Origin of the sequence: Clostridium beijerinckii, from assembly GCF_018223745.1 — a bacterium.
GTDB classification, from domain to species: Bacteria; Bacillota; Clostridia; order Clostridiales; family Clostridiaceae; genus Clostridium; species Clostridium beijerinckii.
Map to the genome: position 1 here is coordinate 3,992,563 of NZ_CP073653.1, position 15,620 is coordinate 4,008,182.

A 15,620-nucleotide genomic window follows, 5' to 3' on the forward strand; every position below is an offset into this window, starting at 1 on the left:
TTAATATAGTAAAATAAAATTATAACGCTGACAAAAGCTTCTTCTGCTTATTGCCAGCGTCAATTTTATATCTAATCATCTATTTTTCCTCGTAACTTATCTACTTTAATAGATTATCTGTTTTTTCTATATAGCACTATTCATTTACATGGATAATCAAACACTTCTCCTAATTTTAAAACAAGCTGAGCATGACTAGTCAATTCTTCATATCCATCATTTTGTAGGCACCACTTAATTGCAGTCATAACAAGTGCTGCATATAATTCTGATAAATAATCTAAAATTTTAGGCGACTTTTTATTTTTTGTTTTATATTGGTCATAAAAACTTCTCTTTAAAAAATCAGACATATCATCATACAGATGAATCGTATCTGTATGAATTGTAAAAAGAGCTAAAATTTCTTCTCGTCTAACAGATAATATATGATATAAAGGTTTTATAACCATAATTGCATCTTCTACATTATCACAGTCAAATCGATCTTTTACACCAGTTTTTAGCAAGTCAAATATTTCATTGCAAAGAGTTTCAGCTAGTTTGTATTTATCTGTATAATGCTTGTAAAATGTAGAGCGATTAATCAAAGCCTTGTCCAATATATCTTGTACTGTTATTTTGTAAAAGTCTTTTTGCCCAAGTAGATAAATAAAAGATTCTTCTATGTTTCTTTTTGTCTTTATAACACGCAAATCATTTTCATTCATATGCAGTTCCTCCATACCATTATTTTAAAGAAGTTTATATAGATAAACAACACTTTGTATAATTTTTGTAGTTTAAGTGCATAAAAACTTAGATATTGATGTTTGAAGCATTAAAGTAAATGAGTAAAATAAATAACAAAGGGGGAATGAAAAATGAATGAATTAAAATGGTTTGTATGGGTTTTTCCTTTATTATTTATTGTACACGATATGGAAGAGATTATTATGGCAAAGCACTGGTGCAAAAAGAATTTAAAACAATATATATCTCTAGCTATAACTCCCTTTGGAGGCACAAAAAATACAGCTGGATTCGCAATAGGTGTATTTGAAGAATTGATTTTGTGGATTATAGCTACTATGATTGGCAATATTAGTGGATCTTATGGTTTGTGGTACGGTTTACTTGTAGCAAATATCGTTCATCTGATCTTATTTCATATTATATTATTACCATTATCCTACCGTCATTATGTCCCTGGTGAAATAACAGCATGGCTAACAGTTATTCCATGTTGCTATATTTTAAAACTTGCTCAGAATATCTTGGGATACTCTGTTATTGAAATTTCTATCTGGGTAACAATAGGAATTATATTTGCTTTCGTAAATATGAAGATATTGCATAAAAACATCGATAAGTTGCCTAAATTGGTGGAATGATCATACTTTAACGGTATGCATTCCCGTTTACAATAATATGTACCCAATTTGACAATCTTTAATTAAACGTTGTTATAAATATGTGCTTACTGATGCTTATTATTCCATCGCATCATTTCAACAAAAATAAGGTATAAATCTTTTCCTGCCTGAGATAGTGAGTATTCAACATGTGGTGGAATTTCGTTAAATTGGGTTCTATCAACTAAGCCCTTGTTTTCTAGATCTCGAAGTGTAGATGTGAGCATTGTATTAGTTATTTCTCCTATTTGTTTTTTTAAATCACCAAAACGAATAGAATCACATTTCATTAACTCAAAGAGCACTCGAATATTCCATTTTCCTTGGAAAATCTCTAATGTTTTATATGTCCCACAACTTTTATCAATTCTTACATCTTTTATTTGTTCTTGATACTCCTTAAATGTTATGTCTATCATTTATTTTATTCTCCTTTGGTTTTAAAAAGTCAGTACGCTTAAATATACTTAGTCTGTATATTCTGCGTACTTGTGCTATATATATGATCTAAGTATAATAAACGTACCAAAGAAAATCAAGGAGTGATACAACTATGAGTACAACAATTTATTATTTTTCCGCTACAGGAAATAGTTTAAAAGTAACAAAGAATTTAAGCGAACAATTAACTGATACTAAGATAATACAAATCTCTAAAAAAAGCATTCCAACATCAAAAGACACTCAATCAGATAAAATAGGTTTTGTATTTCCAGTATATAATTTTGGACTACCTGTGATTGTAAAAAATTTTATAGAAACCTTGCCTATTGGTAAACATACCTATGTTTTTGCTATAGCAACTTGTGGAGGAATGGTAGGTGCTGCTCTTAATCAAATAAAAAAAATACTAAACAAAAAAGACATTAATTTAGCTTCATCTTTTTGTGTATTTATGCCTGGCAGTGATCAGCTGATGTTTCCTACCGTTTCTGAAGAGGAGCAAAATAAACTTTTCAACGATGAAGAAAAACAGATAAGTACAATAGCTCTTGCTATAAAAAGCAAGCAACATATTAAATATAAGTCTAATGCTATTATGAGTTCTGTTTACAACTTACTATACACTGCTACCTTTAGGCCAAAAGGTATGGGAAAAAATTTCTGGACTGATGAAAAATGTATAGGATGCGGTTTATGTTCTCAGATCTGCCCCGCAAATAATATAGTTATGCACGATAGAAAACCAAAATGGGAGCATCAATGTGAATCATGTCTTGCTTGTATGCAATGGTGCCCGCAAAAATCTATACAATATAAAAAAGCTACTGTTAAGAGAGGTCGCTATCACAATCCTCAAATAAATGTAAGCGAACTCATTCCCAATCGTTAAATTAAGCACAAATCAATATTTTACTAAATGTAAACTGAAAGTATACGTTTTAGCTTGATACGTATACTTTCAGTATAAATGAATCTTACTAATTAATTCGATATTTTTCATTCGAAGATGTCCCAAACATTCTATATAAATTTCAATGATAAACTGCTATTATATTTAAATAGATAACTAAATATTTATAATCTAAATTAGAAATATGATAATGAAATTTATATAATAAGGAGCGTTTTCAAATCATGAATGTATATCGTGAGTATGTAATTCCAGAATCGGATGACATTGAAAGATTACTCAAAACAAAAATGACTCGATTAGCACACCTGCTATATACCTTTGCTCCACAGGATGGTGTTTTAGATCTGCCAATCTCTGGTCTGTCTATCGTTCGCTATTCAGGAACAGAGATAGATTGTCCAAAGACTTTCTATTTACCTTCTTTAAGTATTGTTGCCCAAGGAGCAAGGTCTATCTCAATAGGTCACGAGACATACAAGCTTGATAAATCACAAATGTTAATGAATCCAATCACTCTGCCAATTTCTCTGCAAACTATGAAGGCAACTAAATCTGAGCCTCTCCTTATTATAAGGCTGGATCTTAATCCCGAGAGGATTGCTGAGATTGTTCCGAAAGTATATTCTCATGGTCTGCCTGAAATAAAACAGTGGCGTGCTGGACATGTTATGAATGCAGATATAAGCATTATTGATGCAATGATAAGGCTTTTGGAGTGCTTGCAGAAACCAGGAGATGTAGAATTCATTGCACCACTGATTATGGATGAAATTCTAATTCGCCTACTTCGCAGTTCTGCTGGAGTTCATGTTGCAGCCATGGGATTTGCAGACTCAGGAGTACATCAAGTGTCAGAAGCAATAGCTTGGCTTCGTAAAAATTTTTCTCAGGCAGTTAAAGTTTCAGACTTAGCCAAACTGACACATATGAGTGAATCCTCTTTCTATAATCATTTTAAAGCGGTCACTTCGATGTCCCCTATGCAATATCAAAAAGCTCTGCGTCTACATGAAGCGAGGAGTCTAATGCTGTCCCAACGCATGGATGTGACCACTGCCAGCGGAATGGTAGGTTATGTTAGTAATTCTCAATTTAGCCGAGATTACAGCGCTTTTTATGGAGCTCCCCCTAGAAAAGATATAGGAAGACTATACAGACGAAGCCCAAAAATATATTAATCTAAAATATAGCTTTGAGTTTATAGTGATTGATATGATTTTTGATCCACAAAAAAGAGACTCCAATCACTGCTTTATCATGCCTGCTGCCTATGAGCTTGCGGGCTTTCCTTATATTAATGAAGAATATACTGCTGGTTTAACACCCTCAGTTTTCTAATGTGGCTGAGAAATAATAAAGATCTGGAGAATAAGGCAAAAAGATAATTGAAAAAGGCAAATATTCTTGTTATGTAACATTTATAATTAATTTAGTCTTTGAACCGGTACTAGCCTATCATCTTGGCATGTCATGCTGGTTCGAATACTCTTTTAATTTTGAATTGATATTAGGAGGTAATAAAAATGAAAGTTATGGCTTTTGTAGGCAGTGCAAGAAAGGACGGAAATACTTCAAAAATAGTTGATGCCATTTGTTCGGGCATTAAGAAAAATGGACATGAAGTTGAAACTTATAATTTAGCAGAACTTGATAATAAAGGCTGCAGGGCTTGTGGTTTATGTCAAGCAAATAAAGTGGAATATTGTTCTATTAACGACAAGATGACTGAACTTTTACCTAAGATAGCTGATGCTGATTGCATTATAGTTGGAACACCAGTCTATATGGTGCACGTGAGCGGTTATACAAAAAATTTCCTAGATAGACTATTTACGTTTTTTGTGGAATCCAATCATACCACAAGACTTTTACCAGGAAAAAAGTATATAACTGTTACATGTAGCGGTGCACCTGCTGAAGCATTTAAAAATGTTACAGAATATCTTAGTCAAATTTTTGGCGACTATAGTCAAATGGTGAATTCAGGTAATATCATCGCAGGAAACTTGCACAGTAAGGATGATATTCTTAGTCAACAAGAAATTTTTAACCAAGCTGAGGAAATAGGACAAAAACTAAACTAATTGTTGTAAAACAAAAGAAAATCACTATACCATCCAGGTACGGTGAAACTTCTAGCCACGTTTAAAACAGGCAGCACCTTATTCTTGCAGGAAATGTTTGTTTCTCCCGAAGCATCGCGGAGAAGCAAACAACTTTCCCATAAACATTTTTCAAAAGATTAATGAGTCCGATAATAGCTCATTAAATTTATATATATATGTTGCAATTCACAATGCACATTTCAAAATTACGGCTAAAATTCTTTCAATATTTTTAGAATTATGATGAAGAATTATTTTTGCAATATATATGCAATAAATACATTAGGGATTATATTTTAGCAGTTTCTCATGACAATTATCTTTAATGCAATCATAGGTATATGTAGCAATCGAAACAGAAAAGTGCATATCCTTATTTTTTTCTTCTTTCTAAAAATGTAACATCTACAAAAGCTAAACCAAAAGATAAACCCACTGCATGAGAAGCAGCATTAAGTAGGTCCACATTAGGACTTTTAAAGATGTAATCGAAAACGCAATTAAGTGCAAAAAATGTTGCAAACATAATGACAAATTTAATTAATACTTTTCTAAGATGATCCCATTTCAGTTTTCTTGCATTAAATAAAGTAATTATAGGCACATACAATAACATAAATAGAGCAAACACAGCATAGCCAATCACAAATTTTGAAGCCATACCATTATCTATGTTGCTATAAACAATAATACATGTAATTATTGTACATATAAAAAATATTGAATAAATAACTTTGTTAAAGAGTAAAGCTTTACTCATATAATACACCCCAATACTCTATATTAAGACCATTAATTTACTATAACGAGTAAGTTATAGAATATTTCTGTAAAATCCACTTTTAATTTCTGCTTTAAAAATTATTATATAGTGTTACAAGCTTATTATTTACTAGAGAATCCTACAATTTCTATTGAAGCTCTGGTTCATCTCCTACTATTTTATAGCTACGTTCTTCAACAACTGTTCCATCTGATTTCGTTTCTTTAAAAGTGATTACATCATATCCATCAGCGCTTTTACTTTGAGATGTTTCATAAATTAGCCTTACACCATTTTCAATACGCTCTTTTGTTCCTATCCAATAAGGACAGTGATTTAGAAATGAATCATTCTTCCCCCAGTATACAAATAGTTTATTTTCTGCTGTAACATTAATATTAGGACGTTTCTTTTCAACATATTTTGAGCTCACATCAGCAATTCTACCAATTTGTTTCAGGTATTCTTTAGCATCATTCTCTTTTGATTCTGCAAGCTGCGAATAGCTTTCCTGACCTTTTAAAACCTTGTCCCATAACTTCTCTGGAAACATCTGTTTTATAGAATTTTCACATTCTTCTCCATCTTCAGGTTCTTTATATTCGATTAATGAATAACCACCATTTGAATTTTTAGAAAATATCATTACCGTAGGAATAGCTCCACTTCCACTTATTTCTGTGAAAATCCCATTTTCAAAGCCAAAATAACCAAAACTTGAAATAGTGTAAACTTTCGCGATATTATCTTTTTCTTCAACATCTAAAACTATGTGCCCTTCTGTAGCCGCTTCTCCCCTTAGATAATTTGTCCCTCTACTTTTTATGGCTTTGCTTACAGCTTGATCAATATTTTCAGTAGTGTTGTTATTGTTAACATCTGTTGAATTTACAATATTGCTGGACGAATTGTTTTCTTTCATTTGAATCCATGCTCCATCAGCATTCACTTCATAACCGCCAACACTAGTATTTTTAGCCATTTCTCCGCTATCATACAAATAATACCAATTGTTTTTATCTTTTACCCAACCTGTTTTCATATATCCGTTGCTATCAAAATAGTACCAGTTATTATTAATAAACTTCCAGCCACTTGACCATGAGCTTCCTTCTGTATACCACCATCCGTTATTATCTTTTTTCCATTCAGCATCTGCACCCATTGGAAATATAGCTAGAACTCCAACTAATATCAATCCCTTGATAATTAATTTTTCTATACTTTTTCGATTCATTTTTTACCCCACTCCCTTTATGATTGGTAATTTAAAATTTACAATTGCAGCACTTTTTAAGTAACTTTTTGTTATTAGTATGATTATAATATTGAAACTTACTTAATCATTTTAACTTTTTTAATGGAAAAAATGCAGGTATTACGACAATAACAATCATTGAGTAAATCACAATCCCAAAAGCACTTATTAAACGAAAGTTACTATCTTCAAAAATAGGTATGGCAGAAGCAAAGAATATCATTTGTGCAAAAAAGCTCCACCATGGCAGTTTACTTTTACGAAAACAATATGGACATGTGATACGTTCTGTGAAACGAGAATCACCACCAACTTTTTTCCAAAAAGTAATGGTTTTAAATTTACAATGCGGGCATTTAAACATAACTTTCACCTCAATTACGTTAATATGTAATCTAATATAATATAAAATGTCTAATTTTGACCTCCAACTCTAATACTAACTAATTTACTAATACTTTTACTTCTATTTATACTTGGTGTATATGCAGGTCTAAATAAAAATATAATAAGAGCTAATATAATTAAAGCACTTACTCTTTGAATATTTTTCTTTTTCATATATTTTCTCCATAACAATTTCTTATATTGCGTCAATTTGTACAAATTCACAATATAAAAAGAATTTAACCAAAAAATTTTATGTGTTAAAAAGAAGAAACATAGCAGCAAAATAAATTATTGGTGCTAAGCTAACTATAATTGCTTTATTATATAATTTTGATTTGAATAAAAGAAAGAATGATATTATTACTGATATTAATATGACTGCTGGAAGTGAGAGGGTGGATAGGAAAAACATCCATGTATATATGCTTTCCGTCGAACCTGGTGAATCAAATGCCATAGGTGAAACCATTGCTCCAAGCAAACTTAATGGAAATATCAAACAAAATATCATATTAATAATTATTGTTATAATCTTAATAATTATATTCCCATTCTTTTCTTTATCTACTTCATTTAAAATATGACCTAGCTCTTTATCCATTTGTTTATTTCTACTTATAGATTTCCGAAGCTCTTTTACACCTTTAATCATTGCTATTACTATCGCTACTACCACTGCGATACAAATAAACTTAATAAGTATTGATATAAAATTAATTGCTGTAGAATTAATTTGCATACAAATCCCCCCAGTAGTTCAAAAAATATTCTCGTAACCCAATTCCAACAAATGTATTCCTAATTATAACATATATTACAAGTATCCTATTGTTCAATTTTCAAAAAACACTATTTTTACTAATTATCTTGCATTCATATACCATTTTCTAATATGTCAGTTCCAAGACCTTTTCTCAAATCTCTTATATCTCTAAGTGGTGGCTTTCTAAAAAGCCGCTTATATTCTCTCTAGAAAATTGAGATGAGCTTTCATAACCAACTACCATTGCTGCACTCGTTATATCCAAAGATTCTCTTAACATAAAACGTCTTGCCTCATGAAGACGAAGCTCTTTCTGATATTGTAATGGTCCCATGGTAGTCACTTCTTTGAACTTATGATGAAGACTTGAAACACTCATATTATTTGATTCTCCTAACTCTTCCATTGCAAAGGCACTAGTATAATTTTTTTAATCCATTCTATTACTTTACCTATTCCATCAGCCTGCTTTTCCTACAAATGCTCCTAAATAAAGTTTCTTATTATTTATATTAAAAACGCGTATCCTTTAAGATGAATCAATTGTTTCTATTGGCGATCCAGCCAAAATGGTCAAAGCTATGATTGACAGTGTAGACCAGCAAGAGGCTCCAAAAAGAATTACTCTCGGTAGTGATGCCTATGATTCAATTCATCAAGCACTATCTGATCGTCTTAAAGAACTTGAAGCACAAAAAGAGCTTGCTTTTTCCACTGATTTTACTGTCTAAGTCCAACTGTACTGGTTTGGAATAGGAATATTAGTGTATTTTAAAATTCGCGGTAACTCATTAAGTTACCGCGAATTATTATATATCAAAAATCGATATCAATATATTTCTTATTAGATTTTTATAAGTAAATATTCAATCATATTTTAATCTTAATTTTTCAAAATATATCTCAGTTTTAATTCTTACTTGTCTATTTATTGCCGTCTATTAATTCTTTCAGACTAATACTAGGATTAGTATAACGTCCCCTGCTTTGTGTCTTATTCTTATAGTTAATAGCCTGCTTTGGGCACCATTGAACGCACGCCATACATTGTTCGCAATTGTGCTTAAAACTAGGCTTTTTGTTTTTCATTACTATGTTGGAAACAGGACAAACTGCCTCACATGTTCTACAGCCTGTGCAAGCATCGGAAACATTAAAACCTTTGTCTTTTCTAGCATATATTAATTTTTGACCAATAGCAGTCGATATATTAAGGGGCTCGTTCACCTTACCCACTGGCTGCTGTGTTTTAGCTACTATCTTTTGTACTAATGCAGGTATATTATCAGTAGCAATTTGATATTTCTCTGGATTTCTCTCGTTCATTTCATACATCGCGACATAATTTTCAACCATAATAATTTTCTCTGCAAAATTAAGTGTCACACCTTTTTTTGCTAAAATTTTGGCAGGGACAGTTGACGCAACACCACTTATATTGCCGCATCCAGTCACAGCAAAAAAATATGCGTTTTTACTTTTTTCAAGCGACATTTCGCTTATAAATTGTGTTACTCTTCGTGGCAAATTCAAGGCATATGTAGGATATACAAAACCGATATAATCATACACTTCATTGCTGTCATGTTCACCTTTACCCATGGATACCAACTTGCAATCCGGTAATGCCTCAGCTATTTTTTTAGCTACCTGTAAGTTGTTTCCTGTTCCTGTAAAATAATAAATAACACTTTTCAATTTCAATTACCTCCTTATTTGTTATAATCAATATGATCCATATAATTATTTTGTATAGTTATTATCAAAAATCACTATTATTAGCTATTCCTTGAAGGAGCTTTCATATTCTCCTCACTTAATTTATCCATTGTCATATCATATTTTTTATTTATCTTAGATATAAACCTTTTAATGGTTGCTTCATTTTAAACAAAAAATCATGTCCAATCACCCAAACTATGTCCAATATAGTTATGGCTAATCGTAATTACTTGCTCAAACTCTGTTAAAGTTCTGATCAAGCATTACAAGTTACATTAATATATTTCTGTAACTTATGATGTCAATACACCACACTCCACCATAAATTACAATGTACTAAATATGTAACTTGTTATAAATTTTATACTAGGAATGTTTTTCTTCTTTAAGTTTAACCATTCTTTTATAAAGTATAGTCAAAGTATTAGACTGCAAATAAATAAAGTCCTCAACAATTCTTCTCAGAAAGTCAAGGACTAAAAATTTTAACTCATCATATTTGGGTTTTAGATTCATTTATCTTGTACTATAATCTCTTTGATACTATTTATCCCGTATTTTATACTTTTTCTATTGGACTCAACATCGTAAAAGCACCTGCATTTACTGTCCAATCACTATCATTAATATCTCCAATACTTCCTTCGTTGCACTCTTTTTCAAAACTGATTAACTATAGCTATGAAACTCAAATCCATCTTCTGGTTCCCCTATTTCAAAACCTAATGTTGCTGAACCATTCATCTTAAATAGTTCAAGCCATTTATCCCATTCTTCTTGTTGCATTTCAGCATAGAATTGCAGCCCACTAGGTTCAACTGAAGCAGTAATTATTCTTTTGCCATTATCTTGTGCATACCAATGAGGAATTCCATCAATAAAACCACTCCATCCTGGCATTTCAGAATATAATTCAGCTAATTTATCCCATATATAATCTGGTGATGAATAATGAATATTTAAATTATGATTGTGTATTTCCATAAGAAATTCTCCTCCCCCTTAACAATATTGCAATCCAATTATTACCAGCCTAATTTGGAGCCACTAAAGCACATCCAATTATATGAATAATTAAAAATTGTATTTTATTTATGACATGGCTCACCGTACGTCTAATAACTATACTTTAATGCAAATCTTATTAAATATCGATTTTTGAGGAGGCCTCAATAACAAAATCTTTAAATATTTTAGCTGAAGGAGTCATATATCCATTCTTCAACCATCCCATATGCACAGTTCTATAGCAGTTGGGTTCTTTTATTTTTAATACTGATACTTCTTCTGTTATTAAATTTGGGGTGTTAGGAACTATAGAAATACCAAGACCTGCACTAACAAAACCTGTTACCACCATACTGCTTTCATTATATTCTATAGATGTTTTTGGAACAAAACCAATGCTTTCGAAAATAGAACACATTTTTCCTTTGATTCCTTCTGAAAAAAACACAAACGATTCTTCTTTTAAGCCTTTTAGAAATACTTCTGTTTTATCAGCAAGATGATGATTTTTAGGGACTATGAGAACAAGCTCCTCATTTTTTATAGGAACTGACTCTATTTCTTCATACCTTTTAATATCTTCAAATTCATCATAAAAACCAAAATCAAACTTACCATCCTTAAGGCCTTTTAAAATATTAAAAGTTGATTGAATCCCAAATTCAAATTTTGTATTTGGACTTTCCTTCAAAAATTCACTTATAATCGAAGGAATAAAATGTGTTCCAATAGTGTAAAGTGAAGACATGGAAACTGTGCCTGCCATAGGATTAATTATATCCTGTAATTCCTGAATTCCTTTACTAATCTCATTTATTGCAGCGTTAGCATGTATTAAAAACATACTGCCAAAACGAGTTAATTTTATATTGCGGCCATTTTTTTCAAATAATGGTACATTTAGCTCTTCTTCTAATTTTGAAATAGCTTTACTCAAGGCTGGCTGTGTTACGGAAAGCAAATTAGCTGCTGATGTGAAATTCTGTGTTTCCGCTACAGTTTTAAAATATTCTAATTGCTGCCAGTTCATAAATGCACTCCTTAATTTATAATATTTTAAGTTATAAAGCATTAATAACAATCTATAACTTTTAGTTATTGATTCAATGAAAAATATTAATTAGACATATGATATACATATTGATATCATTATATTACTTTATAAATTACATTTAAATTTTGATAGATTAATTATAAATTTAATTTATGTATTAGTCAAAGGTGATGATGTTTTTTTATTAAGCAAAAATCTTATATATTTATTACCATTTAGTAAATATAAAGATTAAATTAAAATGTCTTTTAAATTGAAAGGAGAAAAACTATGAATGAAATAATTCAAAATATCTTAACAAGAAGAAGTATAAGAACTTATAAAGAAAATCAAATTTCTGATGCAGACTTAAATACTGTTTTAGATGCTGCCCAATTTGCTCCAACAGCTATGGGCAAACAAGGCTGGCATTTCACAGCAGTTCAAAATAAAGAAAAGATTGAAAAACTAATTTCTGCAATAAAAGAAGCTATGTTAAAGTCGTCTATAGAACAATATAGAAAAATGGGTGAAAATCCTAATTTTAATCCATTTTATAATGCACCTACAATAGTCATTACATCTTATGATAAAACTTTACCTACAAAGGAATCTGATTGTGCTGCTGCACTTCAAAACATGCTTTTAGCTGCTCATTCACTTAATATTGGATCTTGCTGGATTCATATATTAGCTATTACTGGAGAAGATCCTAAAGTTAAAAGCGTACTTACAGAACTAGGTGTTCCTGAAGATTATGCGGTGTTTGGTACTGCTGTTTTGGGCTATAACAGTAAAGAAGAAACTAAAGCAGCACCTAGAAAAGAAGGAACTTTTAATATAGTAAAATAAAACTCTAATCTGGTTTCTTTGATAGTATCCTGCTATGGTAAGGTAAACTCCCAGCTAAATGTAGAAACCAGAATCGATAGATACTCTTCCGCCAGAAATGGCGGTTTCTTTTTTGTACTCCCAATTCATGCAAAGTTATTTTTAAAAATAAAAATAGATGAGCCCACTAACAACGGACAATATCTCCAAATAACTACGAATATCTTAATGCGTTGATACAATAATTTACTTTTTTCATAATATCAATGCTAATAAAATTCACAAACTGTTTCCACTATCTTAAACCTATACCCATAAAATGTAATGCAAAGATAGGACGCTACCTACGTTTATTGAAAAAATAACCATTGCTATCAATCCAACTTTATAATAAAAATTACAGAGCCATCTGCTTTTTACAAAAGTCTTTTCTCTTTTTAATTCAATTTTTATTTCACCCCTAATCATTTAACAAATGCATTCCATAATTTTATTACTCTATTAAAATTTTTCTCTACTAATATTTAAGACGTATTTTCCTATCTTAAATCATATAAAAATCGAACTTTTTTAAGCCAACAACCTTCAAGCCCGCATTATTCCAGCATATTCTTCAGAATACTAGAATATATATTCTAGTATTCTGAAGAATAAATATGGTGGAGAATATATATTCTTTACCATATAAGAATATTGAATAAATGTTTTGAGCTTGTTTTAAATATCTCTCTAAATTTTACAAAGCCTTATGAAAATTCTTGTGCCCTATTACTTAGTAGCTTAGTACATTCATAAAAATAAAAAAGGAATACCCAAAGCTCTTATTGCTCTAAGTATTCCTTTTAATAATATTTATCTAGTCATTCTATTTTTATTTTTATCTTTTAACTAAAGGAAATGCAATAACATCCTTTATTGTATTTGATCCAGTTAGAAACATTATCATTCTATCAATACCGATACCTAGACCTCCAGTTGGTGGCATTGCTGTATCAATAGCTATAGCAAATTCTTCATCCATTGGACTTGCTGTTTCTAGTCCTCCTCTTAATTTTTCAGCTTGGTCATGTAATAATATACGCTGCCTTAATGGATCATTTAATTCTGAATAAGCATTTCCAAGCTCTACTCCATAGGCATATGGTTCAAATCTTTCAATTAGATCTGGATTTTCCCTATGAACTTTACAAAGTGGTGATGATTCTTTTGGAAAGTCTATAACAAAAGTAGGTTGTATTAATTTCTTCTCGCTATATGCTTCAAAAAGATTTGTTATTAATTCTCCTTTAGAAACTTCATTTATATTTAAACCTTCATTTTGCTCTTCAATCAAAAGAGAATTCTCTTTTATTTTACTTATAATTTCTTCTTTAGTTAAATTCTCTACATCAATACCTGTATCTTGTTTTACAAGATTACACATAGTTTCTCTCTTCCATGGAGCTTTAAAATCAATTTCTTCTTCACCATATTTTATTTTAGTAGAGCCATTAACAGACATAAACACATATTCATATATTCCTTCCATAATTCTCATCATATCTTCATAGTCTGCATAAGACATATAACATTCCATTAGAGTAAATTCTGGATAATGTGTTCTATCAATTCCTTCATTTCTAAAAGATCTTGCAAATGTATAAACCCTTTCTATTCCTCCAACAATAAGTCTTTTCAAATATAATTCTGGAGAGACATTCATATATACTTCACAATCTAAATCATTAACAAAAGTTTTAAATGGTTTTGCTTCTCCTCCACCATATTTAGTATCAAGTACAGGAGTATCGCATTCAATAAAATTCATATCATTCAAATATTCTCTAATTGCAGTAATTGCTTTAGAACGTTTTATGAATCTTTCCTTAACGTCTGAATTCATTATCATATCTAAAGATCTATGTCTTTGTCTTAAATCTGAATCTTGAATTCCATGATATTTTTCAGGAAGGGTTCTTATTGATTTAGATAACAATTCAAATTTGTTTGCTCTAATAGTTATTTCTCCCGTCTGAGTCTTAAATACACTTCCCTCTACCCCAATAATATCGCCGACATCTATTAATTTTAAAACATTATAATTTTCATTTCCAATTAACTTTTTACTAAAAAATATTTGTATATTTCCTCTTTCATCTACTATGTTAGCAAAAGTTGCATTTCCCATTCTTCTAAGAAACATTATTCTTCCTGCTAAAGAAAATACTTTACTTTCATCAATAGTATCAAAATTATCACATATCTCTTTTGTATAAGTTTTTTTGTTAAAATCGTAATTATAAGGATATGGATTTATTCCTAACTCACTAAGTTTATTTAACTTTTTTATTCTCTCCACTATAAATTCATTTGCATTTGTCATTATATTTTCTAATTCATTTAAATTTTCATATTGCTCATACATTTTTGTTACCACCTTTACTTATTTATTGATTAATTTAGGCATATAAAAGAAAATATCACTTTCAATTTTGCCTTAAGTTTTTTATCAGGCAAGAAAGCGGATTTACTTGTTATTCTTCTGATATTGCCTTAATACAAATAAAAAAAACCTTCACCTCCAAGATTTCTAATCTTGAGGACGAAAGTTATAAATTCGTGGTACCACCTCAGTTTATGTATGCGTTGCCGTATACACCTCTTCAAGTACATCAAAAATGAGATACTCTATACCTATAACGGGGTATTCCGTCACATCCTACCTCTATTAAGTAAAACTTGATTCATGCTGGGTTTTTATCCCCATCTGAATTCTAGTTTAATTTATACCCTCAATGGGTACCCTGTCCAAGAGCACGTAGCCGTTATCTTCCACCTATATGTGAGAGAGTATTACGGATTACTAGCTATCGGATAAAATAGACTCAGTGTGCAGCTCCAAGACCTTCTTCAATAAAAATCCATTGCTCAATCCCACCATCTAGAGCTCTCTGAAAACGAATTATTTTATCTACTCTTCTTTTCATTGCTTTTAATACATTTTACAATAAAAAGCT

17 protein-coding genes and 1 other annotated feature are annotated in these 15,620 nt (G+C 30.6%); of the genes, 6 read left to right on the top strand and 11 right to left on the bottom strand.

Features of this window, described 5'->3' with window-relative positions; genetic code table 11:
- Positions 1–140: 140 nt before the first annotated feature.
- On the bottom strand, positions 141–710 hold the full coding sequence (locus tag KEC93_RS18060; RefSeq protein ID WP_077867841.1) for a TetR/AcrR family transcriptional regulator: 570 nt from the start codon (positions 708–710) through the stop codon (positions 141–143).
- A 153-nt stretch (positions 711–863) separates the two neighbouring features.
- Between KEC93_RS18060 and KEC93_RS18065 the strand changes: the two genes are divergently transcribed.
- On the top strand, positions 864–1,373 hold the full coding sequence (locus tag KEC93_RS18065) for an HXXEE domain-containing protein (RefSeq protein WP_077867842.1): 510 nt from the start codon (positions 864–866) through the stop codon (positions 1,371–1,373).
- An 86-nt stretch (positions 1,374–1,459) separates the two neighbouring features.
- On the opposite strand, the gene KEC93_RS18070 is transcribed toward KEC93_RS18065, so the two are convergent.
- On the bottom strand, positions 1,460–1,813 hold the full coding sequence (locus KEC93_RS18070; RefSeq protein WP_023974115.1) for a winged helix-turn-helix transcriptional regulator: 354 nt from the start codon (positions 1,811–1,813) through the stop codon (positions 1,460–1,462).
- 134 nt (positions 1,814–1,947) lie between these two features.
- Here KEC93_RS18070 and KEC93_RS18075 point away from each other — a divergent pair, with 134 nt between their 5' ends.
- The 3 genes from KEC93_RS18075 (at position 1,948) to KEC93_RS18085 (ending at position 4,835) form a co-directional block, all read left to right on the top strand.
- The gene (locus KEC93_RS18075; RefSeq protein WP_077867843.1) at positions 1,948–2,727 is read left to right on the top strand and encodes an EFR1 family ferrodoxin; all 780 of its coding nucleotides are present in this window, start codon (positions 1,948–1,950) and stop codon (positions 2,725–2,727) included.
- A gap of 245 nt (positions 2,728–2,972) precedes the next feature.
- A complete protein-coding gene (locus KEC93_RS18080; protein ID WP_077867844.1) occupies positions 2,973–3,929 on the top strand; it encodes an AraC family transcriptional regulator in 957 nt (318 codons plus the stop codon).
- 354 nt (positions 3,930–4,283) lie between these two features.
- Positions 4,284–4,835: a flavodoxin family protein gene (locus KEC93_RS18085; RefSeq protein WP_242960300.1), complete on the top strand. Its 552-nt coding sequence runs from the start codon at positions 4,284–4,286 to the stop codon at positions 4,833–4,835.
- 394 nt (positions 4,836–5,229) lie between these two features.
- Here KEC93_RS18085 and KEC93_RS18090 read toward each other — a convergent pair whose 3' ends face one another.
- The 5 genes from KEC93_RS18090 to KEC93_RS18110 form a co-directional block, all read right to left on the bottom strand.
- Positions 5,230–5,616 (bottom strand): hypothetical protein, encoded by a 387-nt coding sequence (locus tag KEC93_RS18090; protein WP_077867846.1) that lies wholly within the window; start codon positions 5,614–5,616, stop codon positions 5,230–5,232.
- Between the two features lie 151 nt (positions 5,617–5,767).
- Complete coding sequence (locus KEC93_RS18095; protein ID WP_077867847.1) at positions 5,768–6,856, bottom strand: cell wall-binding protein; 1,089 nt, start codon at positions 6,854–6,856, stop codon at positions 5,768–5,770.
- A gap of 435 nt (positions 6,857–7,291) precedes the next feature.
- A complete protein-coding gene (locus tag KEC93_RS18100) occupies positions 7,292–7,438 on the bottom strand; it encodes a hypothetical protein (protein WP_171786177.1) in 147 nt (48 codons plus the stop codon).
- A gap of 79 nt (positions 7,439–7,517) precedes the next feature.
- Positions 7,518–8,006 (bottom strand): hypothetical protein, encoded by a 489-nt coding sequence (locus KEC93_RS18105; RefSeq protein ID WP_023974123.1) that lies wholly within the window; start codon positions 8,004–8,006, stop codon positions 7,518–7,520.
- A gap of 184 nt (positions 8,007–8,190) precedes the next feature.
- The gene (locus KEC93_RS18110; protein ID WP_236892022.1) at positions 8,191–8,436 is read right to left on the bottom strand and encodes a helix-turn-helix transcriptional regulator; all 246 of its coding nucleotides are present in this window, start codon (positions 8,434–8,436) and stop codon (positions 8,191–8,193) included.
- A gap of 163 nt (positions 8,437–8,599) precedes the next feature.
- On the opposite strand from KEC93_RS18110, the gene KEC93_RS18115 reads away from it, so the two are divergent.
- Positions 8,600–8,761, top strand: coding sequence for a hypothetical protein (locus KEC93_RS18115; protein WP_241394833.1), 162 nt, complete (start codon positions 8,600–8,602; stop codon positions 8,759–8,761).
- A 193-nt stretch (positions 8,762–8,954) separates the two neighbouring features.
- Here KEC93_RS18115 and KEC93_RS18120 read toward each other — a convergent pair whose 3' ends face one another.
- The 3 genes from KEC93_RS18120 to KEC93_RS18130 form a co-directional block, all read right to left on the bottom strand.
- On the bottom strand, positions 8,955–9,728 hold the full coding sequence (locus KEC93_RS18120) for an EFR1 family ferrodoxin (protein ID WP_077867849.1): 774 nt from the start codon (positions 9,726–9,728) through the stop codon (positions 8,955–8,957).
- A gap of 693 nt (positions 9,729–10,421) precedes the next feature.
- Entirely contained in the window at positions 10,422–10,736 is a 315-nt protein-coding gene (locus KEC93_RS18125; protein WP_077867850.1) for a hypothetical protein, read from the bottom strand.
- A gap of 160 nt (positions 10,737–10,896) precedes the next feature.
- Positions 10,897–11,790 carry a LysR family transcriptional regulator gene (locus tag KEC93_RS18130; RefSeq protein WP_077867851.1) on the bottom strand — a complete coding sequence of 298 codons (894 nt, stop codon included), beginning with the start codon at positions 11,788–11,790 and terminating at the stop codon, positions 10,897–10,899.
- 294 nt (positions 11,791–12,084) lie between these two features.
- Here KEC93_RS18130 and KEC93_RS18135 point away from each other — a divergent pair, with 294 nt between their 5' ends.
- Positions 12,085–12,645 (top strand): nitroreductase family protein, encoded by a 561-nt coding sequence (locus KEC93_RS18135; protein WP_077867852.1) that lies wholly within the window; start codon positions 12,085–12,087, stop codon positions 12,643–12,645.
- Between the two features lie 856 nt (positions 12,646–13,501).
- Here the strand turns inward: KEC93_RS18135 and lysS are convergent.
- The gene (gene lysS / locus KEC93_RS18140; RefSeq protein WP_017210391.1) at positions 13,502–15,028 is read right to left on the bottom strand and encodes a lysine--tRNA ligase; all 1,527 of its coding nucleotides are present in this window, start codon (positions 15,026–15,028) and stop codon (positions 13,502–13,504) included.
- A gap of 170 nt (positions 15,029–15,198) precedes the next feature.
- Positions 15,199–15,599 (bottom strand) — a binding site (T-box leader).
- Between the last annotated feature and the right edge of the window lie 21 nt (positions 15,600–15,620).